Genomic DNA, 26414 nt, shown 5'->3' with positions numbered 1-26414 from the left:
CTACTCTGGAATTTCGCTTTGCTATAGACTCCTTACCGTTGCAGTTGCAGGAATTTTGATAGGAATACAAGAATAAATGATAAATTTTACAGGCACCTATACTGATAAATACCAGATAACAATGGCTCAGGCCTATTTTCTAAGAGGACATCAGAATCAACTAGCAAATTTCGACTATTTCTTCCGTAGGCTCCCCTTTGACGGAGGCTATGCCATCTTTGCCGGTTTAGATGATTTATTGCGAGTTTTGCAGGATTTTCATTTTGATAAGGCGGATATCGAGTTTTTGGCGAGCCAGGGTTTTCATCCGGATTTTCTTAACTATCTAAAAACCTTTCGTTTTCAGGGCACTATCTATTCTTCTTTAGAAGGCGATCTTATTTTTCCTGTGAGTCCTGTATTAACAGTCGAAGCGAATATTATCGAAGCACAACTGATAGAAACAATTCTATTGAATATATTAAATTTTCAAACACTTATAGCAACAAAAGCAAATCGGATCTACCAGGTAGCGGCCGGGCGGAAGTTAATTGATTTTGGCCTTCGTCGCTCACAGGGGCCAGCTGGTTACTACGCCAGTCGGGCTGCGATAGTTGGGGGTTTTGATTCAACTTCTAATGTTCGCGCCGGCCGTGATTACGGCATAGCTATTGCCGGCACAATGGCTCATTCCTTTGTGCAAAGTTATGATGATGAGTTATCAGCTTTTAGAGAGTTTGCTGAAAGTTGGCCGGATCACTGTGTGCTTTTGGTGGATACTTACAATACCTTGGAAAGCGGGATCCCCAATGCGATTAAAGTGGCTAAAGAGCTGGAGGCCAAGGGTAAGCGCTTGCATGGTATTCGCTTAGATAGCGGAGACCTTGCCTATTTAACCAAGCGAGCTCGGCAAATGCTGGATCAGGCTGGTTTGAACTATGTGCAGATTGCCGTGTCAAACCAATTGGACGAATACGTGATTAAAAGCTTGGTTGAGCAGGAATCACCTATTGATATCTTTGGTGTGGGTACGAATCTGGTCATCGGCGCGCCAGATGCTGCCCTCGATGGTGTATATAAACTTGCCTTTGCGGATAATAAACCAAGGATAAAGCTTTCAGAAACGCTAAAGAAAATATCCCTGCCTTATAAGAAGCAGGTCTATCGTATCCTGGAGAGAGATGGTAGTTATTTGGGCGCTGATGTGATTGCTCTGTATAGTGAGACTAAGGTGGAGCGAATGTTTCATCCCTTTGAAACCTCAAAATTCCTCGCAATCAACGACTATCAGCAGGAGCCACTCCTGCATAAGGTCATGGAAAATGGGCAGGCGCTATCGCCAGTAAAAACCCTGAGTGAGATAGCGCAATATAGCCAGCAACGGCTAAGCCATTTACCCGTGGAATATAAACGAATCACCAATCCTCATATTTATAAGATAGGTCTTAGTGAGGAGCTCAATTTACGCCGGGCACAATTAATTGCAGAGTTTAAGGTGTAGCTTGATGAATGTACTGATAATTATCGATGTTCAAAATGATTTTATGCCAGGCGGTTCCCTGGCTGTACCGCAGGCCGATCGGATTGTCCCTATTATCAATCAGATTCAAGAGAAATTTGATTTGGTAGTAGCGACGCAGGATTGGCATCCAGCAAATCATCAGAGCTTTGCCTCTAACAATCCAGGTAAAAACGTTTTTGAGATTATTGATTTGCAGGGTGTTGAGCAAACACTCTGGCCTGATCACTGCGTGCAGGGGACTGTAGGAGCTGAATTTCACCCCATGCTTGATTTGCGGTCTGTAGGCGCTATTTTTAGGAAGGGAATGGCTCCAGAAACCGATAGCTACAGCTGCTTTTATGATAATGCTAGGAAAAAAAGCACAGGTTTGCTGGGTTATCTACGCGAAAAGAAAGCAACAAGACTGTATTTTTGTGGTTTATGCTCAGATATCTGCGTTTATTACAGTATTAAGGATGCCCTTGATGAAGGTTTTAGCTGTGTTTTGCTTGAGGATGCAGCTTGTCCGCTGGATGAGGAGAAGTATCAGATGATTAGGGAAGAGTTGTTGGGGAGGGAGGTGGTTATTCTAGTTATGGGTGAGCTTTAGATCCCGTGGCCCAGTCTTGAGAATTAGGGATTATTAGAATTGCTAAAGTTTGCCCGCAGTGACATTTAACTGGAATTCTGTTATCAAGATTATCAATTCAGCAAAAGGAAATATCCGTTGGTGATCACTCAAAATAAAACCCTAAGCTCTTATTTTTTCTCACTTAGCTTGATTGCCTCAATTATTTTAGGGGGATTGGCTGGTTATTTCTTAGGTCCTGCCACTCAAGTCCTTAAACCTTTCGGGGATATTTTTCTTAATCTGATTTTCACGGCGATAGTTCCGCTTATCTTTTTTAGTGTTTCATCAGCAATTGCCAAAACGGGCTCAATGGGGAAGTTGGGCAAGATTATTTTTACAATGATCATTGTTTTCCTCTTTACTAGTCTAATCGCAGCATCTTATTCCCTGGTTATCGTTAAATTATTTCCTCCTGCTGCAGGGGTTTCTTTGGTTTTACCTGAAGTGAGCAAGGCAGAGACTCTCAGTCTTTCCAAGCAAATTGCTGGAATTTTTACAGTTTCCGATTTTGCTAGCCTACTCTCACATAACAATATGTTAGCGCTAATCATTTTTTCAATTTTAGTTGGCATTGCAGTGACAAAATCGAGCGAAAAGGGAAAGATCTTCAAGGATTTTTTACAGGCTGGTGAAGAGGTTTTCATGCGTGTTTTTTCCTTGATTATGTACTATGCCCCCATTGGATTTTTCGCTTATTTTGCGGTTTTAGTTGCCGGTCTTGGCCCTAAAATAATGGAAAATTATTTGCGTATAGCCTTAATTTATTATGTTTCCTCTATCATCTATTTTCTGTTTGCCTCAACCTTATACGCCTATTTGGCTGGCAAACTGACTGGTATCAAACTGTTCTGGAAAAATATTTTCCTACCCCTGACGACCTCCCTTGCAACCTGTAGTAGTGCGGCCAGTATTCCCGCGAATTTATTGGCGACAAAGTCGATGCGAGTTCCCCCCGAAATTTCTGAAACGGTTGTTCCTCTTGGTGCAATTATTCACAAGGATGGCTCAGTCATTGGTGGTATGTTTAAGATTGCCTTTTTGTTTGGAATTTTTCATATGGATTTTACCGGGACTTCAGTTTTGCTAACCGCAGTCGGTGTTTCTGTGCTGGTAGGCACTGTCATGGGAGCTATTCCAAGTGGGGGTATGCTTGGTGAACTATTGATTCTGGCGATTTACGGTTTTCAGCCTTCGGTACTTATTGCGATTGCTGCGATCAGCATAATTATTGATCCTCTGGCAACTATGCTTAGTGTCACAGGCAACTGCGTCTCTACGATGATGATTGCGCGTTGGGTTGAACCAAGGAAAAACAGTTAAAAGAGTGGTAATAGCATCCTAACATAGCACTCCCAAAGACGTACGTCATGTCGAACGCAGAGAGACATCTCACTGTGCCAGTCCCTCACCATGTTCGGGATGACGGGGTTTGGGGGACGTTATCTATTACTTCTTCGGCTCATTTTTTAAGCAAAGTAAAAGTAGAGACTGAACCCGTTACCCCTATGAGTATAGGAAGCAGGAAATTGAAATCAATATTAGTAAATTCAGCGGTGAGGACAATTGCGGTTAAGGGCATTCTTTGTGAAGCAGCCAGAAAAGCTGTAGCGCCGACAACTGAATAAGAGCCGATATGGGGACCAGGCCATACCATATCCCAGAGACTTCCGAGAATGATTGCCAACAAGACCCCATTGGCCAATGAGGGGGTCAGCAAACCTCCTTGTGCGCCAGCACGCAGGCTAGACCAAACGATAAGCACTCTCAGGATTAAAAGCGAGGTCGCAAGGCCGAAGGCAAGTTGATCCGAAAAGCCGAGTTCAATCGGTCCTTTCCCGTTGCCAAGCAAGGCAGGAAAATAGACCGCCAACAATCCGATGATGATAAAGTTGATTAGTGCTAAAGGTAAAACCCTGCCATCACGAGGTGCCTTGCTACGTGCCTCGCTAGTGATTTTGCTAAAGTAATAGGCGCCAATACCAAAAATAGGGCTTGCCAGGACAGACCAGAAAACAAGTGAATAATTCATGACAAAGTCGGGCAATTGGTATTCTGGCTCATTGCCAAGGCCAATCCAGGAAACAGCGGTTGCAATAGCACAGGTACATAAGGCTGGAATCAAGGCTGACCAGTTCAGGGTAAATAATAAGGTTTCCAAAATGAATACGGTGCCGCCAAAGGGCACATTATAAACAGCTGCCAGACCTGCTCCAGCACCACAGGCAACCATAATTTTTGCTTCCTTGCTCGATAATCTGGTCTTTTCAGAAATCCAACAGGCAAAGACTGAGCCTATTTCTCGGGGGGCAACCTCTCGTCCTAGGGGGGAGCCGAGAGCAACTGTAATAATTTGCAATAAGGCATTGAGGGTTGTTTTAGCAATAGGCATCTGCGGTTTATCTGCTTTGACAGCATTAGCAATGCTGACTAAGGGTCTCCCATAGCGATAAATAGCCCACCAACCAAAAGCTGCAATGAGTCCGCAGAGAGTGAGGACAAAAATTCGTCGAGAAGGAGTAGAAGAACTCACTCCTTCAAGAAACGTCTCAGGGTTTAAAAGAGTATGAGTATATCCATAGGCTAGATGTTGAATAAAATGCAAGAGCATAGCCAGGCTCATACCCGCAAGGCCAGAGACAACGCCGACAGCAAGGGTGACAAAGACGAGAGTTGTCAGACGCGAACTTGAAAGGCCTTCGCTTGATGATTTGATGACTGAGCTTTCTTGCACTCTTAGCTAACCTCTAATCTACTGAAAATCGAATTCCCGTGGCTTGACCGCGGGATCTATGTATTTTGCATCTTTGATCCCGCGGTCAAGCCGCGGGAATTCGTGATCTTAGAAAATTTCCGGTTTTTGATATCGACATCATGCAACTGAACCCTTGATTTGGCAAGCCTATTCTTGTTCATACAGAACTGCCGGGGGTTAAACCCCTGGCTGTTGACTTATTTCGGCTGATTAGGGCGATGCTGGTTACCTGCAAGTGCATCGTTAATCGTTTGCTCCACTTTTTTGAAGAAACTCAATGGTGAAACCTGGCAGTTTTCTTTGGCGATTTTGACTTCCTTATTAGTACGAGGATTGTAACCTGAAATAATTTTGAAGCATTCGGAGGGTAGCTTTGCTGATTTGATGTTCGATTGAGCTGATTGATCTTGCTTGAATTCAACCTCAACAGCTTGATTATCTTTAAGTTTTACAGCAAAAACCACTTGTTGTGCGGCACTTGAAATAGGATCATAGTCTACATGTGATGCGGATACCGTATCCGCTTCTTCTTTTGTGCGGAATACTGAAACAATTTGATTAGGCTTAGGTACTGCCTCTTTTATTTCCTTATTAGGTACTTTCCGCGCTTCATCATAATAAAAACTAAAGAAGGATTTTGCTGCCTTGTCTACAGTGTTTCCAAGAATATAATAAGTTTGATTAGGGAGAATCATATTCTCTGTTGTGAATCCACGTGCCTTCGCTATAGTGTTCACATCTCTAGAGAACTGCGGATGTACACGCCCAACAGCTTTTAACTGTTGGTTATTGAGGTGGTCCAAGACTGCTATGATAAGTTCATCAGGCATATTATTCAATCCAGGCTTGTTTTCATTTTCACTTTCATTTTCATTTTTGATTGGCATGGTAAGCTCCATTTGTTTGGTTCAAGCCCAATTCTATTTGTCGCAAATTAATCTGCCCTTAAGAGGGCTGGATAATTTGTAATGCTGAATTCCATTCTGGAATACCTACTTTCATTGTCTCTATTCCGTCATCAAGAGCGCAGAGAAGGCGTACGTCATGTCGAACGTAGAGAGACATCTCCTGAGTGTGGCACTCTGCTAATCCCGGAGATCCCTCACTACGTTCGGGATGACGAGGTCTTTTTGCCTCAAAGGGGCTGGAGCGCTCTGGATGACGGGCTACGTTAGAGGGGCACTGATGTTAACTTAACGGCAGTGGGGGTTGACCTCTGGGGGCTGGTTTCTTTAGGAGTCGATAAAAATAATGATTTTTTGCCTATTCTTGCTCATGCAGAATAGGTGCTTGTAAGAAAAAGGTGGCTAGCACAAGGCCTAAGATAAAGAGCGTCATCCAACCCATTAAATAAAAGCAGTCATCCAAGGCTAGGGCAGTGGCTTCCCGAGTCAGGAAAACATCGAGTTGAGCTAGTGCCTGTTGACCTTGTAAATGAAAAAGCTGGGCACGTTCTAAAAATTGACGGGTTAGTTGGGAAAAAGCGGTCAAATCTGCGCCTAAACGAAGGTGATAAAAGACCTGTCTACGATGCCAAAGAATGACAAATAAGGCTACGCCTAAACCAGAGCCCAGCAGTCGGGCTACATGGAAAAAACAAACCGATTCAATTGTTTTTTCTGGGCGCACAGTGTTGACTGATAAACGAAAAAGGGGAGCTAAAAAGATAGCTAGCCCAAGGCCTGCCAGAATGCGGGTAAAGGCAATTCTGTCGAAATTGATATCCTGATTAAAGTAAGTTGTGTAAAAACAGGAAACTGCAATAAAAAGTAGGGCAAAAGCGAGTGAGAGCCTTGGCTCAAAGCGTTTGTAATTGATTACGATGGGAATCCAGGCCGCGAAGGCCATTGTGCCAATAATCAGGGCTATCCAGTTAGGCGTGTAATTCACATAGAGCTTAAGCCATAAGCCTAATAAAACCACCATTCCAAAATAGATCGCGAACAGCAGGGTGACAATGAACATTGCCAAGGAAAAATAAAAGTTTTTAAGCAAGCTAAGATCGAGAATAGGTGCAGAGGAATACCGGCTTTGCAGAATAAAGAAAACGAGACTGATGCCGCCTGTGATCAACAAAAAATTAATCAGTGATGAGCGAAACCAATCTAGCTCCTGACCGGTTGTTAGCGCTGTCCCGATAAAAATAACTGCCACCGAATAAAAAAAATAACCTAGTAAATCAAAATTTCTAGTCTGCGCAGGTGGCGCATCTTTGCTGTGCATATAGCCCAAATAGACTATTAAAAAAAGACAGAGGGGAATATTGGAATAAAACAAAATACGCCAATTGTGATAGTAGGCTATCCAACCCCCATAGGATGCAGCAAGTACGGGGCCAACTGAAAAAGACACTAGCAGAAGAGAAAGAATAAAGGGTTTTTCTTTTTCTGGTGCTAAATAAGGGATTAACACAGCGGTAATTAATAGAAAGAGCGGGCCAGAAGCAATACCTTCCAAAAAGCGAAATAAAATAAAATGAAAATAATCATGGGCAATGGCGCATTGCCAGGAACAGAAGCCCATAATAAATAGACAGCCGATATATAGATGTAGAGGTTTTAGTCCTGTTGCCCTTGGCTTTCCCAAGGGTATGCCGAGGATGTTGCCTATAGCAAAAAAGCTGACTGCATAGGAAGTAAGATAATCGCTTCCCCCCAGATCACTGACAATATACAGCCCAGACATGATTGGTAAGGTGAGATTAAAGATAACTGCCAGAAGTGAAAGGATGAGGACATATAAAATCATTTTTGCGCTACCTTCTCCCCACTTTTGCGGCTAAGAGGGGCGCTGGCATAGAGTTGTAAATCGGGATCAATATTGTTGCTAATGATGTCAGCAATAAGCTGCTTATTTCCTTGTTCTTCTTTGTCAAAAATATCGGTTATGTAATGAGGGGAGTCTAGGTTGTTAGTCGGAACCAAAAGGCCATTTTGATCGGAAAGATCGGCTGTAACCTCCAAAGATAAACCAATTCTTAATGGGTGTTTTTTAAGCTCGTCCTGATTTAAGGCTATGCGCACCGGCAGGCGCTGCACGATTTTAATCCAGTTTCCTGAAAGATTTTCCGGTGGTAGTAATGAAAAAGCATTCCCGGCGCCGCCAGGCAGACCAACAATTTTGCCGTGAAAAACAACGGAACTGCCATAGAGATCGGAGGTAAAGTGAACGCTCTGGCCGATACGGATTTTCTTTAACTGCGTCTCTTTAAAATTGGCATTAACCCACATTTGATCAAGGGGAATAACTGACATGAGGGGTTCATTTGGGGAAATCCACATGCCAACCTGAATGGTGCGCTGTGCCACTAAACCATCGACAGGCGCATAGATTTTGCAACGATAAAGTTGCACCCAGGCATCACGTACCTCCTGAGCTGCAGATTGTACCCAAGGATGATCGGCAATTGAGGTGCCTTGCACAAAGGCTAAACGTTTCTGATAGCTTGATTTAGTGCTTTTTAAGGCAGCTGTGCTTGCCTTGAGATCATCGACAGCATTTTGATAATCCTCCAAGGAAACCCCTTTTGCACCAATGACATCATAGCGATGTTGAAAATTTTGTTTAGCCTTTAAGAGCTCAGCCTCTCTGACTTCAATATCCGCAGAAAGAATGAAGACATCGTGAAAGGCTTGGCAGACATCACGCACGGTTTGCGCGAGTTTCTTCTTTGCCTTTTCCAGGGCAATTAAGGAGTCTGTTTCGTTGAGGCTTACAAGGAGCTGGCCTTTTTTTACCAGGAAGCTGTCATCGCTATAAATTGCTGTGACGAAGCCTGGGCGTAAGGATTTAATATAGACTTGGTTGCCTTGCACATAGGAGTCATTGGTATATTCTTGCAGGCGCCAGACAAATAACCAGTATAGAAAGAAAATGAAGCAAAGCACGATGAGCAATACTGTAAAACCGATGAATGCTGAATTCCTTCTCATACCTTTTTTACCCTAAACGTGCCTACCAAGGGAACCTCAGACTGGCTATAACCACCTCCCAAGGCCTTAGCTAATTTTATCGACGCTAAATATTGGTTATATAGCAAGGTTACATTAATTAGTTTCTTTTGAATAACTTCCTCTTTCAGCGCGTAATTGTCAAATTGGCTATCAAGCCCCTTTTGCTGGCGCAAGCGAACCAGCCCATAACGTTGTTCTGCATAATTTACGATGGTTGTCTGTTCTTTCTTTTGCCGGTAGACATCTTCGGCAAAGGCAAGCACGTCTAGTATTTCCTGGCTGCTACGCAAGAGCAAGTTATTGTAAGCGAAAATCGCCGCATCAAATTCTGCTTGCTTCTCATTAATATTGGCTCGAATAGCACCTGCTGTGAAGATAGGGAGACTAATTGCCGGGCGAAGGGCTCTAGTACTACTGGAATTGTCAAAAAGTTTTTCCCATCGGACACTTTCAAGACCAATTAAACCAACGAGGTTGATATTGGGATAGTACTCAGCCATTGCCGCGCCTGTTTCATAGGCCAAGGCCTTAGCTCGCCAGATTTGTGCCATCAGATCAGGTCTGCGGGCGATGAGATCCAAGGATAATGTTTGCGGAATAGCTAATTTGCCTGGCAGAGCAGGTAGGGGATTGTTTGTTGCAAGTGGACTATCAGGGGCGCGTCCTGCTAAAACGTTAATCAGGTGTTTATTGGCCTTGAGTTCAGAATGAATACTCGAAAGCAATTTTTCTGCGTCAAGCAGGTTTTCTTTGGCGCTAAAGGCCGGTAATTCCGAGGAAAGTCCTTTGCGTAGCAACAAATTTTGTAAGCCAGCCAGATTTTTACGGATATCTACTAATTGCTCATACAACTGCTTGCGAATAAGATTGGTTTTATAGGCCATATAGGCTTGGCTTAGGGCTGTTGCAGTAATGAGTTCTACCTCCGCAGCTTCGGCTTCCTGGGCTCTTGCCTCGCCCAGAGCGGCACGGAAAAGATTACGATTCTGCCCCCAGAAATCAAATTCATAATTAAAAGACAGCGAAAGATCCAATAAGTTCGCGTCTAAGGGGATAGTATGGTTTAAGGCTCGGTATAAGCCGTTTTTACTCAGGTATTGCCTGTTTTCTGTTGCATCAAAAAAAACCAGAGGAAAGAGTAGCGAACCTGTTATGATGGCTTCCTGCTTTGCAGCCATAACTCGACTGTTGATTTCCTGTATTGAAGGATTAGAGCTTAAGGCTTCTGCAATTAGACTATTGAGTTCAGCAGAGCCATAGGCCTGCCACCAGCGCTGTCTAGGCCAATCGCCCTTGGTAAAAATATCACTCTTTTTTAAATTTTTCTTGAGGGTCTGATCCATGTTGGGGACAGTTTTCAGGTTTTGAACTTGGCGTTCTGGCGGCAGGTTGATGCCACAGGATAGAAGCATAAAGAGGCTTAGGCAGATGCATAGCTTGCTAATAGGCCTCATGTATTTACCCCGTTGATTTTATTGATACAAGATAATATACCGCTTTGTTTATGAAATGATACTCAGTGTATTGTTGAACAGTTTGGGCTGAGGGGAGAGGGTGGTGCGCACTGCCGGGTTTTGTCATTCCCGCGAAGGTGGGAAACTATTTCTAGCTAAACACAGTGCCAATGTAGAGATGGTTTCCCGCCTTCGCGGGAATGACAAATGCCCTTAACTTAATGGCAGTGAGGGAGGTGCGAAACGACGAATGAGGAAAGAACTTCGAACCAGCAGCCTATCCGTCCTTCGGGCACCTTCTCCCCGCGAGCGGGGAGAAGGGACTCTTTTTTCTCCTTTCTCCCCATGTCTTTGACGAAAAGAACATCGGGACTTGTTTTCTTCTTAAATAACCGATAAAAATAAACTGTTCTTAACTTATGCATAGAGTCAGCCATGCTTACTTATCGAGGTAAAGAATTAACCAAAACTAAAGCGAAGACAGCTGGTAAAAACCAGAGTGATGTCGATGGTTTTTATAAAAATTCTGATGGAGAAGAGTTTTTTATTAAAAAGCCAGCGAATTTGAAGGAATTATTTGCAGAGCTATTTGCCGGCTTAATTCTTGAGGAATTTAAGACGCGTGGCTTGATTGACAAAATCTATCATGATTCCTTAATTTGTGCTGATCTGATTCAATTTGAAGATGGATCCTACGGATTAATCCAGCCAAAAGTTTCCTTCACTGAACTCTATAAAATTATTGGCACTGGTTATCGTAATGGTTCAGACCGTGATCCAATTACCGAGATGCTTCTTGGCCCGCGTTACTATATTTTACTGACCCAGACAGGGCAGTATTTTGGCTTGGCCAGCGCGCTTATGTTTTCCTTGCTTCTTGGCGATTACAGTGTCCATAGTGGCAATATGGTTTGTCTTCATGCCTTAGCCGGCGCAGAAAAAAAAGTGACGCAATTTGCTCGTATTGATTGGGGCGCCGCCTTTCGTTATTTTGGCCATCCCAACAATAATCTGGATTTACTTTATCCTTTCGAATATCAAGGATGGTTTAATCTAAAGGCCTATACAAAGGGCTACATGCTTAACTATAAGCTCATCACTGGCTTATTTCCGGCAATTGCAGAGCAGGCAAAGTTTTTGCAGAGTCATCTGGATGAAAGCTTGTTGCAAGAGATCGTTAGCGCTGCCTTGCATAAAATTCCTGCCGATTTTATGGATAAAAAGACGCAAACGGAGCTTGCTTCTTATCTCTGTATTGATTCTTTTAATTCTGTTGATTTCGCAGCAAGGAATTATCAACCCTTTCTGAAAGATATGGCTGAGGTATTGCATACTCGTTTGCAAAAAATAGCTAACTTGCAAGAAATCTACTCATTACCTCCCGAATCCAAACGGATGTTTGAAGAACATCTCCCTGCTGCTCTGTTATTAAAGGCTAATCCGAAGCTTTCTTTCACAGAGCAGCTGCAACATTGGCAAGACCTATTGAAATTGTCTGATGAGATCGATGGTTTTGACTTTAACACTATAGAATTAGCAATTTTAACCAAACAGTTTAATTATTTTATTGAATCTCTATTAGTTAAACTTGAACAGCTATCGGATAAACCTGAGCTTGAAAACAATATTTTACGCAAAATATTCGCTGTTAAAGCGGATGCTTCCCCCTGTTATACGCCGAGTAAAGGTGAGGGGAAAGCGCTTTCTAGTGACGCAAAAAACATTAGTGCCGTTTTAACAGCTGGCTTTGGCGTGCTTGTTACTCTGCGTGTTATTCAAGACACACAGAATGGAGATCCGTCTACAGTGGACAAAGAATCTGCAATCCATTTTCTTTTTAAAGCTTTAATGGAGTGTGTTGATACTTTTCATAGTGCTTATGAAGACGTGCTCAGACAGATAGAGCAAGTAGAATCGAATAAAAAAATTGCCAAGGATTCTTTTTTCAATAAGCCAGATACTAGATCTAGGCCGGATATTCACTCTGAATTAGGCCATTTTGGAGCATGAGCTAGGTGGTTGGAAACAACCGTGAGCAGTATTCATAGAAAATTAAGTAATAGCCCCCCTGTCACCTTAACATAGCCCGTCATCCAGAGCGCAGCGAAGGATCTCCTGAATGAGGCACCGTGCTAATCCCGGAGATCCTTCGCTGCGCTCTGGATGACGGAATGTGGGGGCAAGGGGCGTGACCTATTACAAAATTAATCTAAAATTATATATACACAGCTAAACTAATCATTTTATGATTTAAGAAGTAGCGTATGTTTTTAAATGGATATAAGGTGATTAGTCAGAAATCAATTGTTTTTGTTGTCTTATATCTTTTTAGTTTGGCTATTCAAGCGGGGAGTTTAAAGCTTGTAAGTCCTGCTTTTTCTAATAGTTCCCAAATTCCCAAGCAATATACCTGTGAAGGAGCAGATGTTTCGCCACCTTTATTTTGGCAAAATCCACCTGCAGATACCCAATCTTTTGTTTTAATCGTTGATGATGTTGACGCGCCTGCGGGTGATTGGGTGCACTGGTTATTGTTTAATATTCCAGCTGATGTTTGGTTACTCTCCGAAGCAGCTGAAGTACCAAAGGGCGCGCTTAGTGGGCAAAATGGCTGGGGGCAAACAAATTATCGTGGACCTTGTCCGCCTGGAGGCAAACATCATTATTTCTTTAAATTGTATGCTCTCGATACCGTATTAAATTTAAAATCTGGTGCAACTAAGCAAGATTTGCTCGATGCTATGCACGATCACGTACTCGAAACTAGTGAATTAATGGGAATTTATAATAAAGAAGGTAACGCCTATTAAGATTTTTTGTTCTTGTTCCGAGCATGGATGATTCAAATAGCTCCAATTCTATGCCTCTTATATATCCAAATTGTTTGTTTCTTAATCCTTAATAGACTAAAATATCCCTAAATAATAAAAGATTTAGGAGTTTACAATGTCCAAAGCAGATGATGGAACTGAGCTGCCTGATTTTGCGGATGAGTTTCCGTCTGAGTTTAAGCGATCTGACACTCCAGCGGGACTATCAGCCCCCTGTGAACCAGCTACAGCTACAGCCACAGACAAAGCAGAATCACCCATAATTGTTATTGGAGCTGGTGCTGCAGGTTTTAGTGCGGCGCTTGCCTTAGCTAATCGTGGTTATAAGGTTAAGCTCATAGAACGCCAAACCTTAGGAGCTGGTTCAAGTGGCCGAAATCCTGGGCGAATGGGGCATGGTTTTCACTATGTTGATGTGGAAACCGCCAAGATGTATTTAAGAGCTTCTATCCAGGTGCAACGTACCTACCCTGGTTATCTAGTTGGGGGCGATAAGCTGTCTGACGATCATTTTTTGCGACATGGCAGGTATTTTATTACTAAAGATTCGGACAATACACCGACAGAAATTCTTGCTACCTACGCCGCGATCAAGGAAGAATACAAACGACTAATTGCAGAAGATCCGGATAATGAGGTTTTTGGCCCTGTTGATAAATTTTTCCGCGTCCTTGATCCCGAAGAATATGAAACAGTTGTCAATATGGATAAGATTGCTCTTGGTGTTGAAACTGCTGAGCGACTCTTTGATTGGAAATCCTTTGCTACGAATATTAGAAACAAAATCTTGGAACATCCTAATATCACTTTGCACGAACATACAGAGGTCGTCAGTATTGAACACGGTGAATATGGCGACAAACGTTTTATCCTGAAAGCGAAACAGCGTCTTGCAAACGGGGCGGTCGTGGATTCTAACTATGAAACGGATTATGTTGTTAATTCAACCTGGCAAAACATCGAAGAGCTTAATGATCAGCTCGGCTTAGTCATGGTTCCCGGTGCTAGGACTAATCGTCTAAAATCATTATTAGTTGTCAAATTGCCTGAGTCACTGAAAAACGCAAACTCTATGTTTTTCTGTATGGGACAACATGGCATGTTTTCAAATCTTGGTAATGGCTATGGCATGCTAACCTACGCAAACGTAACCAATATGGCCGCTTTTGCAGGCCTTAATATCGATGAAAATACAAAAAGACTATTGGATGGCGGGGCTACGGCTGCCGAAAAATCTAAAATTGCCAGTGAAATGCTAGCTGGAGTGGCCAAGTATATCCCTGAGATGAAAAATGCAGAAGCTGTTGATGTTGTATTTGGTATCGTACAAACAGAAGGAAAACTTACCTTAGCAGAATTAAAAGACCCCAAAAGCTCAGTACATCGACGCAATTATCATGGTGTTCGTGAAGAGCAAATAGGTGTTGTTTCCAACCCGGCAGTCAAACTCTTTTATTTTGTTGAAAATGGCGAGTTGGTTGCTAATCTCATTGAGGATCAGATCCTTGCTTCGCAGCAAATTGATCACTATATGAAATCTATTTTATCGGATGCAGAATTGCATGATTCACCTTTAAACGCGGACATGAAAAAAGCTATCCAGAGCTATATGGAGCGCCATACCTCTTCATCTTTGGGGAAGTCCTTGGAAAGTGGTAATTTTGCCAATGTACTTATCCAGACAATGGCTGATAAAAAGAAAGTAAATGAAACAATTAGTAAAGGTTTTTTCACGACAAAGTTTAAAACAATGGAAGATGATAGTATGCTGTTGAAACATAATCGGTTTACAACATGAGAGATTAGATCACTTCGCTGGATAAGCTGTTATTGTGAGGTGGAGTAAAAGGGAAGTTTTCCAATTTATTAGCGAACATTTAGAAAAGTAGGTATTAATGTGATAAAAGAAGACGCTTATTGGAGTGAGCGAAAATTTCTAAGAGATCTAGTTGATCAGTTACCTGCTGCGATTTTTTGGAAAAATACATCCTTTGTCTTTCTTGGCTGCAACAAGTTTTTTGCAGATTTAGCAGGTATTTCCTCTCCTCGAGATATTATTGGTAAAACTGATTACGATATGCCCTGGGGTGCGACCCAGGGTGATGTTTACCGCAAGGATGATCAATATATTCTGGAACATAAACAGGCCAAGCTAGGGATTGAAGAACCACAAACTCTGGCAGATGGCAGGGATATAGTTCTTTTAACCTCTAAGATCCCCTTGTTTTCCGATAACAACGAGGTAGTTGGTATTCTAGGTATTTATCACGATATTACTGAAAGGAAAAAAATTGAACGCTCCTTAGAGCATGCAAAAAACCGAGCAGAAATCGCTAATCAGGCGAAAACGGAATTTATCGCGAATATGAGCCATGATATTCGCACTCCCTTGAGCGGTATTATTGGAATGTCTAAGTTGTTAGAAGACGGAGCAAAAACCGCAGAAGAAAGACAATATGCTCGCTGGGTCAATGAAAGCGGTGAGCAGCTGTTGAGCTTACTCAATGGCGTGCTCGATGTAATTTCGGCTGATAATACTAGGGAAGGTGATGTTCACGTAGAAACCTTCAACATTCGCCAAAGTATTGAAAATATAGTGCATCTTGAATTACCAACGGTTAAGCTCAAAAATCTCGATTTACGTTCAAATATCGATGATGATATCCCTGATTTTATTATCGGCGACCGCATTAAATTACATCGAATAATATTAAATATTTTAGGGAATGCGATTAAGTTCACTGAAAAAGGCTATGTGGCCATTATTTTAAAAAAAGTAGGTGAAGAAAAGGGCGTTATAACCATTGAATTTAGTATAAAAGATACTGGTATTGGCATTCCTGACAAGTTACAAGAAAAGGTCTTTGATCGCTTTTATCGCGTTAATCCCTCTTATAATGGAGAGCAGCGTGGTCATGGTGTGGGCTTGCACATTGCCCAACGCTATACCGAGCTTATGGGTGGCCAATTAAAATTAAGCTCTGCGGTTGGTAATGGAACAACCTTTAGTTTCATAGTGTCCTTCAGGATTGCGGAAAAGCAGCCTGGAGCTCAGGATGAACAAACCCAAGCCCAAACTTTCTTACTAGGTGAACCTGTTGCTGGAGCCCCCCATGTGTTGCTCGTTGAAGACAATCTAATTGCTGTACGGATTGCAGAAAACTTAATGAAACAGACTGGCTGCTCCTATTCAACAGCAGCCAATGGGGAATTAGCCTTAGAACTAGTGAAATCAATGGATTTTGATCTAATCATTACCGATCTTGGTTTGCCAGTTGTTTCAGGTAAGGAAATGACCCAATTGATTCGAGACTGGGAGCAAGCATTTCATAAAAGACCAACACCAATTGTCGGTTTAACCGCGCAGGCACTGATAGAAATCGAACAAGAATGTCTGCAATTAGGTATGAATAAAGTAGTTACCAAGCCTCTTTACCTTGAAACCATGCAAATGCTTATTAAGGAATTTATCTTACCCAATCAACAAAGCCAAAAAGGAGCTGCTGGCTCCTTGGGGCGCGATTTACCTGATACCGAAGAGCAGTTATTTGAACTTAATAAATACCCCCTACTTGATACCGAACAGGGCATCAAAAATTTGGGTGGTGATGCGGTTTTAAAAGATTTACTTGAGCTAATGATCGATGAGGCAATACCCGAAGATGAAGAGCTTCTACAAAATGCCTATGCCGATAAAGATTGGGAGCAAATTGAAAATCTGGCGCATAAAATGAAGAGCGGGGCTCTTTACTGTGGTACAACCAGAATGCAATATGCCTGTCAGTATCTCGAACGCTATCGTAAAGCCGGCTATTTTGCCCTATTGGAACCCCTGTATCAGCAGTTAATACAGGTTGTTGATGAAACCAAGGTCTACTTGAAGGATTGGCTGTCTAATCGAGGCGCTTAATAGCTCGCACAGAGGAACTCAGCTCTTTGCGGTAAATATCAGAAAGGAATTTCGAACCAGAAACCCCTCATCCGCCCTTCGGGCACCTTCTCCCAAAAGGGGCGAAGGGAGATCTAAGAATCCCTTCTCCTCGCTAGCGGGGAGAAGGTGCCCGAGGGCGGATGAGGAGATTTTAACAACCTAGCCTATCTTCGTTTACACCAAACTCATAATTAGCATAATTTTTCCTATTAGCCATGAAATCCCTTGTTTCCACAAGCAGTTTAGTCATCGGGACTGCTTTTTTCATATTCAGAAGATTAATCAGATTTTTTAAATAGTCACCAATTTTATTCTGAAAAATCTCCTGACTAAATTCATAGGCATTTTCCCAATTTTGCTCGTTAATTCTAATTTGTATGGGCAGTTGCCCGCAGGCTAATTGATAAAGAGTATTGGCTAAGGTTTGTCGTTGTAATCGTTCCAGATTGATCCGATTATCCCTGGTATAGACTGAGGGCGAATAGTATTCCTTGCTGATATGAACTCTATTGCTTGTCGTTTTTTTTGTGGTTGAAATAACTAAGCCTTTGATATCGTTGAATATCAAATGGTCATTATTATCCAATAAGATGTTGCTTGGTTTGAGGTCGGTATACCAAATGTTTTTTTGATTGATTGCGATGAAAAACTCAAAGAGTTGCTGCGCATAAAGAAGGACTAATTGGCCTAATTCAATATTGCTTGCCAGCTGTTTGCGGAGATGCCTAAACAGAGTATCCAGACTACCGTTTTTATAATATTTACTGCACTCTAAAAAACTGACTTCATGGTCATCATCTTCAATAAAAGCCAGGTGATAAGGCTTAGCGATTGGCGCAAAATCAACAAGAAATTCTCGGGCAAAACGTGCTGAAGTTCCTGCGGCTTCTTCTCTACTATTTAGTTGGATGAAACGCATGACAAAGCTCTCATTGTGTTCCCCAATAACCCTTACCAGCGGCGTTTTTCCTTTATCCAAATTGATAACCTGGTATTTGTCGCCAATCAATTCTAACCGTTGTTGAATAAGGTTTCGTAAGCTGGCAGCACCGGTATATTGATAATAAATGTCAGTCATATTTGTTGCTGCAAATAGCTCTTTAATGCGAAGTATCAAGGTTTTTTCCCTGATTTTTTCTCGAATAAGTTTACGAACTTTATGAGCAGGATTAGAGTCAAACCAACTTAAAACAGGCTCGACAGCTATGGTTTTCTCGATAAGTTCATTTTGATAGGCATAAAGCTCAGCAATAAAGGGTTCCGCATTATTGGGTTCGGTTTTTTTATAGTGATTTATTTGGTTAACAAGATAATTGACTTTGACAATTTGTTTTCGCTTTTCACTCAAATAAAAGCCTTTTAACGGAATTAAAGAAAGCATAATTCCTCCATGATGAGTTTCTGAATGAGTTAATTATAGACCAAGTGTAAACAAATGTATCATATTCGTTAATTTTATCTGCTAACTATCAACTAATTTGTAACAGGTCACCCAATGACGTCAACTTAAGTATTCTTATGCCGCACCTCCCCCTAATTTAAGGAAAACCTTGATTACGCTGCGTTCTGAGGAGTCCTGGCATTTTTTTTAAGCAGAAAGCATGTGTTATATAAGTTCTTTCTGTTCTTTTGTCTGTCATTCCCGCGTAGGCGGGAAACCATCCTGCAAACAAGGTGAGGAACCACTTTGAGAAATGGGTTCCCGCCTACGCGGGAACGACACACATATAAGTCAAAGTAACTGATTAATGTTCATATACGTATCTAAATGATACTGCTATTAAAAAAACATCAGGAGCACTCAGCGCTGCGCTACATCAAGGTTTCAATTAAAATTCACGACCTCAATCAATCCCAAGCCAAAAAGTTATCCAGCAAAAATTTAGCTTTCTTTTTAGGCTTCTCATTGACTGGCTTTGGATTCTCCGAAGCCAGAGCATCGCCTAAGCTTACAAAACCATAACCGTTTTGCTTATATAGATTGATAATATCTGGTAACACATAAGCATTCAGGAGGTTGGCATGGATTAATAAAATCTGTGCCTGGTCAGGTTTACGCGCTGAGCGGCTGTGCTCTTCTGCCTTTAAGGTTTGTTGCCAGATGAAATTGAGGTAGCAGGGCTTTAACACTGTTAGAAATTCACGGCGATCCTTTTGGGGAACAGCCATTAATAATTGGTTGAATATAAAGTCGCGGCTATCAATAGTAATCGGGGCGATTTGATAATTTTTTGCTGCAAGGTATTCAAGCACCTTATGTTTCTTTTGCCCTTCACTCATTGCCATGTAAGGGTAGCGGAAGTATTTGGGTTCGGTAAGAACAGGCTTGAGAATTCGGTCTGCCTCTTCAATTTCCTGTATATAAGTATCGCTATTTACCCGATTCAGATTTTTATGTTTGAGCGTATGGTTACCCAAGCCTAAACCCGCATCGCGGAATTTTTGTAGTGCCTCCCAGTTTTTGGGGCCTACCTCGCCAGCAATAATAAAGCCTGTCACAGGAATTTCGTTTGTTTTGATTGCACTAACAATCATATCTAAATGAAAATTTTTACTCTCCCCAACAAAGGGCAGATCATCAATCGTTATTGCTACTTCGCGTTTTTGCGCCCAGGAATTTGTTGCAATAAGAGTCAAAAGTAGGAGGCTCAGGAAAAAAGGTTTCTTAGACAAAATAATTCTCTTTAGTTACAGGGTTAAGCGGAATCGAAAAATGCGCGAATAATAGCATAGGCATCGATCCCGATACAGATTGAATAAACCCTAGATTATAATTATTTCTGACGGGGCTAGGTTATCAGAAAAATAATCATCTGCTGAATGAAGGTTTGCTTTAGGAATACCAATCTTCTCCGCTTCTCGTAAATCACCCTCGTACTGGCTAATAACCTCAATCTCTGATTCATGGGCTTCCAAGACAAACTCAACTAAATAGCGTAGTAGGGACATCGTTGATGGACGAGTAACTGACTCATTTTGCTCAGTTGTTTTGAAATATTGAAATCGATAGGACAAGCAAAGATAAATATTAGGGGCGATTTTGATAGGATTTTTGTCGTCAGCAATGCTTAGGTCTATATTTTTGTTGAATTTAATTTCAGGATTTTGTGCCTTTAATAAGGCTAGTATTCTCAAAGCATCTAATTCATTGGTATTGGAGACTAAAAAGACTGGTTCTCTAAGGCTAGTCAAATGGGGTAAGCGATAGCGGCTAGAGTCATCAAGGTCAATACCTGCACTCCAGGCTCTTTCAAGAATCCTATAAACGGGGTTATTACTGTAGTAGACCCAGGATTCATCGTCAGTTAAGGCTTCTTGATCAAGGTCACTCTCTTCAAGAAAATCAAAAATCGCTGCTAAATTAGCTAAAAACTGGTCTGTAGTAATTTGACCTAATCTATAAGGCTCAATGAGTTCTTGGTATTTCATATTATATTGATAGGCTACCCAGCCATAGTTAGTCCAGGATTGAAAAAAGCTAGGACAACATCCACTCCAGCAGCCCGTGGAATAGCGATTGCAAATCTCGGTGAAGGCATCAAGATTGGTGGAAATTGGGTGTAAGGTATGAATTGCAGACAGATTGACAATATATGGCATAATTAGAATTTTAAAAGGAAAAGGTGAGCAATTGTAATGCATATCATTGGCTTATGTCAGCAGTACTTGCAATTTTATATAGAGCAGCTATGCTTGAAATGCTCTTGGGCCGTTAGCTCAGCTGGTAGAGCAGGAGGCTCTTAACCTCTGTGTCATAGGTTCGAACCCTATACGGCCCATCAACGATAAGCGTCTATACCCTATTCACCGAAAGTCTGTACTGCTCTACAAACAAGGCTAGTTGGACTAAATATCATAAATTTAAATATCACATAGCAATACATCTGATTAGATGTATTTAAATCCATATAGTTAAATCTTCACCGCAGAAATGTCTCCACAAAAAACTCTAATTTCCCAGGATTATTAAATGCGAATAACTCACGGTGGTTATATAAGCCGATTAAAACAACTGAAACAATCTTATTCAGATTTACCCTGGTATCAGCGGTGGTGGTTTAGCTTATGGTCTTATGATTTATCTTCGGCGCTCTCAGAGATTGATGATGAAAATCCAACTACTGAGCAGGTCGATAACTTATTGAGTAAGTCAAAGGAAGCTTGGTTTTTTAAATCGATTTTTGGTTTTTTGGATGAATTTATTCAAGCGGTAAGCTTCTTTACTTATACCGGGCAAACAACGGATATAAAAAAACGGTTAGGGAACGATTTGGAAATAAATGACCTGGCTGCTCTAGCTTCCACTTCGAGATCTGAAGTCGGTATTTTTAAAACAATACTTGATGTGAGTCGATTCTTATCTGCTGTAACTCAATGCCAATATCAAAAAGTAGGAAGCAAATTAGGGAAAGATATTGATTTACTCTTATTAAAGGGGCGAATTACTGATAATGCAGGTTACTCCTTTTCAGCAATTAGTGGCTTTCAATATGCGGTTTGGGCGGGTAATAAGAAAATGTGGCTCAAGATACTAAGCTGTTTACCCAAGAATGAGCATGGCGAAGTAATCAGATTAAAATTATTAAAGCAATATCAAGAGCTAAAAGAAAAGGGTGTCACTTATGAGCTAGATGGCAAAATCATGAGAGAAAGCCAGTTTAATTTTGATGCAAACATGATTGATGTTCTTACTACCCAAGCAGGCAATATGTATAACTATAATAATGGGACTATTTTAGATAATTGGGAGAAGCTCGATCAAAACTGGAATGAGCTGAGTAACTCTGCCAAGAAGGCTATGCCACGACATATTTATGATTTTTTAAAAACAGATTATTTGCCGTTGGGGCCTATGATCGAGTCTGTGTTCAGACACCGAAAGGCCAACGAGGCTTTGTCGGCTATTCAGAGCTTAGATAAGGATTTTGCAGAGCTTGAGTTGCTACTTAATGAGCCAATAGTAATCGATGAGCAGCACTTGGCAGCACAAACTAGTACGGCGTCGATGGGTTAATCCTAATACAACCCGTCATCCCTAGCGCCCAGCCTCTTTGGGGCAAACATCGATAAAGACCCCGTCATCCCGGGATCTCCGGGATTAGCACTGTGCTACACATCAGGAGATGTCTCTCTGCGCTCGACATGACGTACATCTTTGGGAGCCGCAGCGAAGCGAAATCCCGGAAGTCGGATCACTGCTCCCGGATTTCGCTTCGCTGTATCCAGGCTACATTCAATCTGCGCAACAGCGCCCTGCTTAGGTCAATTTAACTGCTCTAGTTGCGATCATAGTTTTCATAAATTTCTCAATTAAAAACCTTGGAGAAGGGTGTTCATCTTCGTAAAACCCTGCGATTAAAAATCCTGCTTCAATTTGACCATTGATCTGGTTGGATAGCGTATGGCCGAAGATGAGTGCTTCATGTTGTTTCATCTTCTCTTCGATTAGTTGTGGGCTAAGTTCTCTGATATCGGCATAAGGTAATTGATATTGCGGCTTTAACAGTCCTTTTGCTTCAAGCGCTTTATCCCTGGCAAATACGAACAATACTGGATTATAAAAACTGGCTAATAACAGGCCTTGAGTCCTCAGTACTCTATAGCATTCGCTCCATACCGGGCGTAAATCAGATACATACAAATTGGAGATAGGGTGGATAATGTAATCAAAGGAGCTATCTTGAAAAATTGATAAATCAGACATATCACCCTGAACAGTTTTAAGAGCAAGATTATCTCGAGTAGCAACTAATTTATCCTGCTCTAGCTGTTGCTCTGAAATATCAAAAACAGTCACACGAGCACCTGCTGCCGCTAGAATAGGCGCTTGCTGTCCACCAGCTGAGGCCAAGCATAGGATATCTTTATTTCGAATGTTCTTGGGAAGCCAGGTTTCAGGAAGTGGCTTTTTAGTAATATGAATATCCCAGAGCCCTTGTTTGGCAGCTGCAACCTGCTCGGAAGATACCGGCCTAGACCAATCTTGCTGTAGTAAGGCTTGATGATCCCAGACTGTCGCATTATGTAGGTGAGTATCTAAGGTTTGCTCGTTATATTTAGAGGGCATTTATTTTTCCTATGCTATTTGTAGAGTGATGCTGCTAATATATACCCAAGTAACATCATGCATCTTGAAGTTACTTGGCTATAAAAACAATTCCATTGTAAGGGATAGTGATTTGATTATGAAACCTCAACAGGTGGTGATTATAGGTGCTGGATTTGGTGGATTGAATGCTGCAAAAGCTTTGGCAAATCAACCAGGATTTTCAGTGACGCTTATCGATAAAACCAATCATCATTTATTTCAGCCTTTACTCTATCAAGTGGCAACAGCTGCCTTATCCCCTAGCGATATTGCTATGCCTATCCGAGAAATATTTAGAAACAATAAAAATATCAAAACCTTAATGGCAACCGTCAGTGCTGTAAACAGAGAGGATAAGGTTGTTATTTTGGATGATAACCAGAAAATACCCTATGACTACCTTATCCTCGCTCCAGGCTCACGTCATTCCTATTTTGGTCAAAATCACTGGGAAATTTTTTCTCCTGGATTAAAGACGTTGAAAGATGCTTTGCGTGTACGGGAAATGATCCTAACTTCATTTGAGTTAGCTGAAAATACGAGAGATGAATTACTCATTAAAAGTTTATTAACCTTTGTAGTCATTGGTGCAGGACCAACGGGTATTGAAATGGCAGGGGCTATCGCTGAAATTGCCCATCAAAGTTTAAAATCTAATTTTCGATCAATCGATCCAGGCCACACAAAGGTATACCTGATTGAGGGTAGTAATCAGGTGCTCAGTAGCTACCCGCCTAAATTAGCCTCTTATGCGCAACAAAGCCTCGAAAAAAGGAAGGTAACCGTACTGTTAAATACACGAGTCACCGATGTTACCGAGGATGGGGTTAGCCTGGGTACTGAATTTATTCCTGCGCACAATATCATTTGGGCAGCAGGCAATGAAGCATCGCCTTTGCTAAAAACGCTTAATGCCCCTTGTGATAAGTCAGGCAGGGTTATTGTGCAGTCAGACTTAAGTTTGGCCACTGATCCCAATATCTTTGTGATAGGTGATAGTGCCTGCTATCAAGAGAAAGATCAAAGCTTGCCTGCGATTGCCCCAGTTGCTGTTCAGCAGGGTAAATTTGTCGGAAAGTTGATTTCTAAGACCGTCTCTGGGAAGAAAAGGCCAGTTTTTCATTACGTCAATCGAGGTATGATGGCTAATATTGGCAAATTTGATGCGCTAGTACTCTCTGGCCCTCTGCCATCACGCGGGTTCTTCGCATGGCTAGCCTGGAGTTTTATTCATATTTATTTCCTAATTGGGTTTAGAACTAAAATAGTGGTCTTTACACATTGGGTACTTTATTTTTTTAAAGGGCAAAGAAATGTGCGTTTGATAGTGAGTCCTGGGAAAAATAATATTGATTCAAAGTCAGACAGCGTCTGATCATCTTCGTTATCCCTCAATAATAATTCCCTACGTCCTGCGGCTTGTCTGTGAAACCTAGGCTTTGGTCTCGATAGTTTCTTTACAATATTGTAAAGTCATTGACGATTATGAAACAATTGGTTATCTTGGCCTCAGTTGACTAAAAGAGAATCAGATATGCTAATTAAATTAATGTCGGGTGTTCGTAAATTTCAGAATGAACCTTATAAAATGATGGAAGAGCTTTTTGCGAGGTTAAAAAAAGGACAGAAACCAGAGATTCTTTTCATTACCTGTTCCGATTCTCGTATTGACCCCGGTTTGATAACGCAATCAATACCTGGCGACTTATTTGTTATGCGTAATGTGGGTAATATTGTTCCAGATTATTCCAGCCTCTTCACTAAGACAGGAGAAATTAACCCAAGTGAGACAGGGGCTGGAATTCAATATGCCGCAGAGGTTTTAAAGGTAAAAGACATTATCATTTGCGGCCATTCCGACTGTGGGGCGATTAAAGGATTATTTGACCCAGATCTTCCAAATCGATTGAACTTAGTCGGTCCCTGGTTAACCAATGCTCATGAGGTTTTGCAGAAAATGGAGGATGATTCTAAATTCGATGGGGATTGTTCAAAAAAGATTGCAGAGGCAATTAAACAAAATGTGATAGAGCAAATGAAGCATTTACAAAGCTACCCTTTTATTGCTGAAAAACTGAAGAGTAAAGAATTAACCTTGCATGGTTGGTACTATGATGTTGGGGAAGGGGAAATATTTGTTTACGACTCGCAGCAAAATGAGTTTATGAGATTGGAAGCTGTCTTTCAGCGGGATCTTACGGAGCGAATAAACCGGATTGTTAAAGAGGTTGCTATGAATTATCTTGCCCAATATACAAATCCTCGAACCGCAGAGGAATACAAGGCAGTTGAGCAGGTTTTTTCTAAGCTTAGTAAGGATGTGAAGGCTATCTGGCCGCAAATCAGTGAAGCTGTAACTAAGCGGCTTTGGGACGAGTTAGGTGGTCTTTATACCAATTCCGAAGATTCTGAATTCATTAAGATAGTTAAACGTAGTCCTGAAGTTAGATTGGATAAAATAAAAGATTTTCAGCAAGCTATACAGCAATCCCCTGGCTATCATCAATATTGCAGTGAATTAATTCGCCGCAATTGGTTTTCTACGCCAGTGCCTATCAAACCGATAGTGGTGGAGCTTGATTCTAGTTATTTGCTAAATAATTCTCTGTAGAAGGAGCTTAATTGACGAGATTGCCCTTCCCTTAGGTAATAAGTATGATGATGATTGTACAAACTGACGTTAAGTTAAGGAAGGTTTTGTCATTCCCGCGATGGAGGGAAACTATTTCTAGCTCAGCACAGTGCCAATGTAGAGATGGTTTCCCGCCATCGCGGGAATGACAAATGCCCTTGACTTAATGGCAGTGGGCAGGGGAGAAGGTGCCCGAAGGGCGGATGAGGGTAGCTTCGGAGAAAGGGAAAACCAGATGAAAGACCCATCAGAAAAAGTAGATTCAGTTAACTTTCCGAAAACGCTAGCGAGGGTAGTCACCTATGGCTGGATTTTATTACCCTTAACCGCTTTATTTTCACTCCTGGCTTATTTTGTTCTGGGATTTCCCTTTCCTACACAGCCAAGACCTACCTGGTACCTAAGAATTCCCATCGCCTTTACAGGCTGGGTAATTTGGTTGGTTTTAAATACGATTTTTTTACTTTTATCTAAAAGGAAATTATCAAGTAAGATGCAAAAATCCTCTCTAGCTACTCTGGGTGCTTTCTTAATCTTCGTTTTGTTTATACATAATCCAGAACCACCGCAGCCAGAAATAAAGGCGCCGCCGTCTCACATTCGTCCAATTTAGACGTTTTACTGAGGCAAAGATCATGAAGGCGCTTCGAAGAGCAACCCCT

General features: G+C 41.6%; 20 protein-coding genes and 1 tRNA gene. 12 read left to right on the top strand and 9 right to left on the bottom strand.

Annotation, left to right across the window (positions count from 1 at the left end):
* Positions 1 to 76 precede the first annotated feature (76 nt).
* From BN1094_RS09000 to BN1094_RS08990, 3 genes are all read left to right on the top strand, one after another.
* Positions 77 to 1480 (top strand): nicotinate phosphoribosyltransferase, encoded by a 1404-nt coding sequence (locus BN1094_RS09000; RefSeq protein ID WP_043874096.1) that lies wholly within the window; start codon positions 77 to 79, stop codon positions 1478 to 1480.
* A 4-nt stretch (positions 1481 to 1484) separates the two neighbouring features.
* Positions 1485 to 2090 carry a bifunctional nicotinamidase/pyrazinamidase gene (gene pncA, locus BN1094_RS08995; protein ID WP_043874095.1) on the top strand — a complete coding sequence of 202 codons (606 nt, stop codon included), beginning with the start codon at positions 1485 to 1487 and terminating at the stop codon, positions 2088 to 2090.
* Between the two features lie 120 nt (positions 2091 to 2210).
* Positions 2211 to 3431 (top strand): dicarboxylate/amino acid:cation symporter, encoded by a 1221-nt coding sequence (locus BN1094_RS08990; RefSeq protein ID WP_043874094.1) that lies wholly within the window; start codon positions 2211 to 2213, stop codon positions 3429 to 3431.
* A gap of 139 nt (positions 3432 to 3570) precedes the next feature.
* Here BN1094_RS08990 and BN1094_RS08985 read toward each other — a convergent pair whose 3' ends face one another.
* The 5 genes from BN1094_RS08985 to BN1094_RS08965 all read right to left on the bottom strand — a co-directional run bounded on the left by BN1094_RS08985 (position 3571) and on the right by BN1094_RS08965 (position 10270).
* Positions 3571 to 4842: a chloride channel protein gene (locus BN1094_RS08985; RefSeq protein ID WP_245614274.1), complete on the bottom strand. Its 1272-nt coding sequence runs from the start codon at positions 4840 to 4842 to the stop codon at positions 3571 to 3573.
* Between the two features lie 218 nt (positions 4843 to 5060).
* The gene (locus BN1094_RS08980) at positions 5061 to 5750 is read right to left on the bottom strand and encodes a hypothetical protein (RefSeq protein ID WP_043874093.1); all 690 of its coding nucleotides are present in this window, start codon (positions 5748 to 5750) and stop codon (positions 5061 to 5063) included.
* 376 nt (positions 5751 to 6126) lie between these two features.
* Positions 6127 to 7611, bottom strand: coding sequence for an MFS transporter (locus tag BN1094_RS08975; protein WP_043874092.1), 1485 nt, complete (start codon positions 7609 to 7611; stop codon positions 6127 to 6129).
* Positions 7608 to 8795, bottom strand: a complete 1188-nt coding sequence (locus BN1094_RS08970; RefSeq protein ID WP_043874091.1) for an HlyD/EmrA/EmrK family protein — start codon at positions 8793 to 8795, stop codon at positions 7608 to 7610. Before BN1094_RS08970 ends, BN1094_RS08975 begins: the two co-directional genes overlap by 4 nt.
* Complete coding sequence (locus BN1094_RS08965) at positions 8792 to 10270, bottom strand: efflux transporter outer membrane subunit (RefSeq protein WP_043874090.1); 1479 nt, start codon at positions 10268 to 10270, stop codon at positions 8792 to 8794. Before BN1094_RS08965 ends, BN1094_RS08970 begins: the two co-directional genes overlap by 4 nt.
* A 435-nt stretch (positions 10271 to 10705) precedes the next feature.
* Between BN1094_RS08965 and BN1094_RS08960 the strand changes: the two genes are divergently transcribed.
* The 4 genes from BN1094_RS08960 to BN1094_RS08945 all read left to right on the top strand — a co-directional run bounded on the left by BN1094_RS08960 (position 10706) and on the right by BN1094_RS08945 (position 17011).
* Entirely contained in the window at positions 10706 to 12280 is a 1575-nt protein-coding gene (locus BN1094_RS08960; RefSeq protein ID WP_052403215.1) for a hypothetical protein, read from the top strand.
* A 254-nt stretch (positions 12281 to 12534) separates the two neighbouring features.
* Positions 12535 to 13080: a YbhB/YbcL family Raf kinase inhibitor-like protein gene (locus BN1094_RS08955; RefSeq protein WP_043874089.1), complete on the top strand. Its 546-nt coding sequence runs from the start codon at positions 12535 to 12537 to the stop codon at positions 13078 to 13080.
* 136 nt (positions 13081 to 13216) lie between these two features.
* Positions 13217 to 14899, top strand: a complete 1683-nt coding sequence (locus BN1094_RS08950; protein WP_043874088.1) for an FAD-dependent oxidoreductase — start codon at positions 13217 to 13219, stop codon at positions 14897 to 14899.
* Positions 14900 to 14998: 99 nt separating this feature from the next.
* Positions 14999 to 17011: an ATP-binding protein gene (locus tag BN1094_RS08945; RefSeq protein WP_052403214.1), complete on the top strand. Its 2013-nt coding sequence runs from the start codon at positions 14999 to 15001 to the stop codon at positions 17009 to 17011.
* Positions 17012 to 17183: 172 nt separating this feature from the next.
* Here BN1094_RS08945 and BN1094_RS08940 read toward each other — a convergent pair whose 3' ends face one another.
* From BN1094_RS08940 to BN1094_RS08930, 3 genes are all read right to left on the bottom strand, one after another.
* Positions 17184 to 18413, bottom strand: a complete 1230-nt coding sequence (locus BN1094_RS08940) for a protein kinase domain-containing protein (protein ID WP_043874086.1) — start codon at positions 18411 to 18413, stop codon at positions 17184 to 17186.
* 467 nt (positions 18414 to 18880) lie between these two features.
* On the bottom strand, positions 18881 to 19705 hold the full coding sequence (locus tag BN1094_RS08935; RefSeq protein ID WP_245614272.1) for a polysaccharide deacetylase family protein: 825 nt from the start codon (positions 19703 to 19705) through the stop codon (positions 18881 to 18883).
* 90 nt (positions 19706 to 19795) lie between these two features.
* Entirely contained in the window at positions 19796 to 20632 is an 837-nt protein-coding gene (locus tag BN1094_RS08930) for a hypothetical protein (protein ID WP_043874576.1), read from the bottom strand.
* A gap of 106 nt (positions 20633 to 20738) precedes the next feature.
* Between BN1094_RS08930 and BN1094_RS08925 the strand changes: the two genes are divergently transcribed.
* Together BN1094_RS08925 and BN1094_RS08920 are read left to right on the top strand one after the other, a co-directional pair.
* Positions 20739 to 20811: transfer RNA gene (locus BN1094_RS08925), tRNA-Lys, on the top strand.
* A gap of 191 nt (positions 20812 to 21002) precedes the next feature.
* Complete coding sequence (locus BN1094_RS08920) at positions 21003 to 22046, top strand: hypothetical protein (protein WP_043874085.1); 1044 nt, start codon at positions 21003 to 21005, stop codon at positions 22044 to 22046.
* Positions 22047 to 22289: 243 nt separating this feature from the next.
* Here the strand turns inward: BN1094_RS08920 and BN1094_RS08915 are convergent, their stop codons facing one another.
* Positions 22290 to 23099: a class I SAM-dependent methyltransferase gene (locus BN1094_RS08915; protein WP_043874084.1), complete on the bottom strand. Its 810-nt coding sequence runs from the start codon at positions 23097 to 23099 to the stop codon at positions 22290 to 22292.
* A 118-nt stretch (positions 23100 to 23217) separates the two neighbouring features.
* Between BN1094_RS08915 and BN1094_RS08910 the strand changes: the two genes are divergently transcribed.
* From BN1094_RS08910 to BN1094_RS08900, 3 genes are all read left to right on the top strand, one after another.
* Positions 23218 to 24495 (top strand): NAD(P)/FAD-dependent oxidoreductase, encoded by a 1278-nt coding sequence (locus tag BN1094_RS08910; protein WP_043874083.1) that lies wholly within the window; start codon positions 23218 to 23220, stop codon positions 24493 to 24495.
* A 159-nt stretch (positions 24496 to 24654) separates the two neighbouring features.
* On the top strand, positions 24655 to 25731 hold the full coding sequence (locus BN1094_RS08905; RefSeq protein WP_043874082.1) for a carbonic anhydrase: 1077 nt from the start codon (positions 24655 to 24657) through the stop codon (positions 25729 to 25731).
* 256 nt (positions 25732 to 25987) lie between these two features.
* Positions 25988 to 26365 (top strand): hypothetical protein, encoded by a 378-nt coding sequence (locus tag BN1094_RS08900; RefSeq protein WP_141650456.1) that lies wholly within the window; start codon positions 25988 to 25990, stop codon positions 26363 to 26365.
* Positions 26366 to 26414 lie beyond the last annotated feature (49 nt).

It is taken from the genome of Legionella massiliensis, assembly GCF_000756815.1.
Classification (GTDB): domain Bacteria; phylum Pseudomonadota; class Gammaproteobacteria; order Legionellales; family Legionellaceae; genus Tatlockia; species Tatlockia massiliensis.
This window is presented reverse-complemented; position numbering and strand designations above follow the sequence as displayed.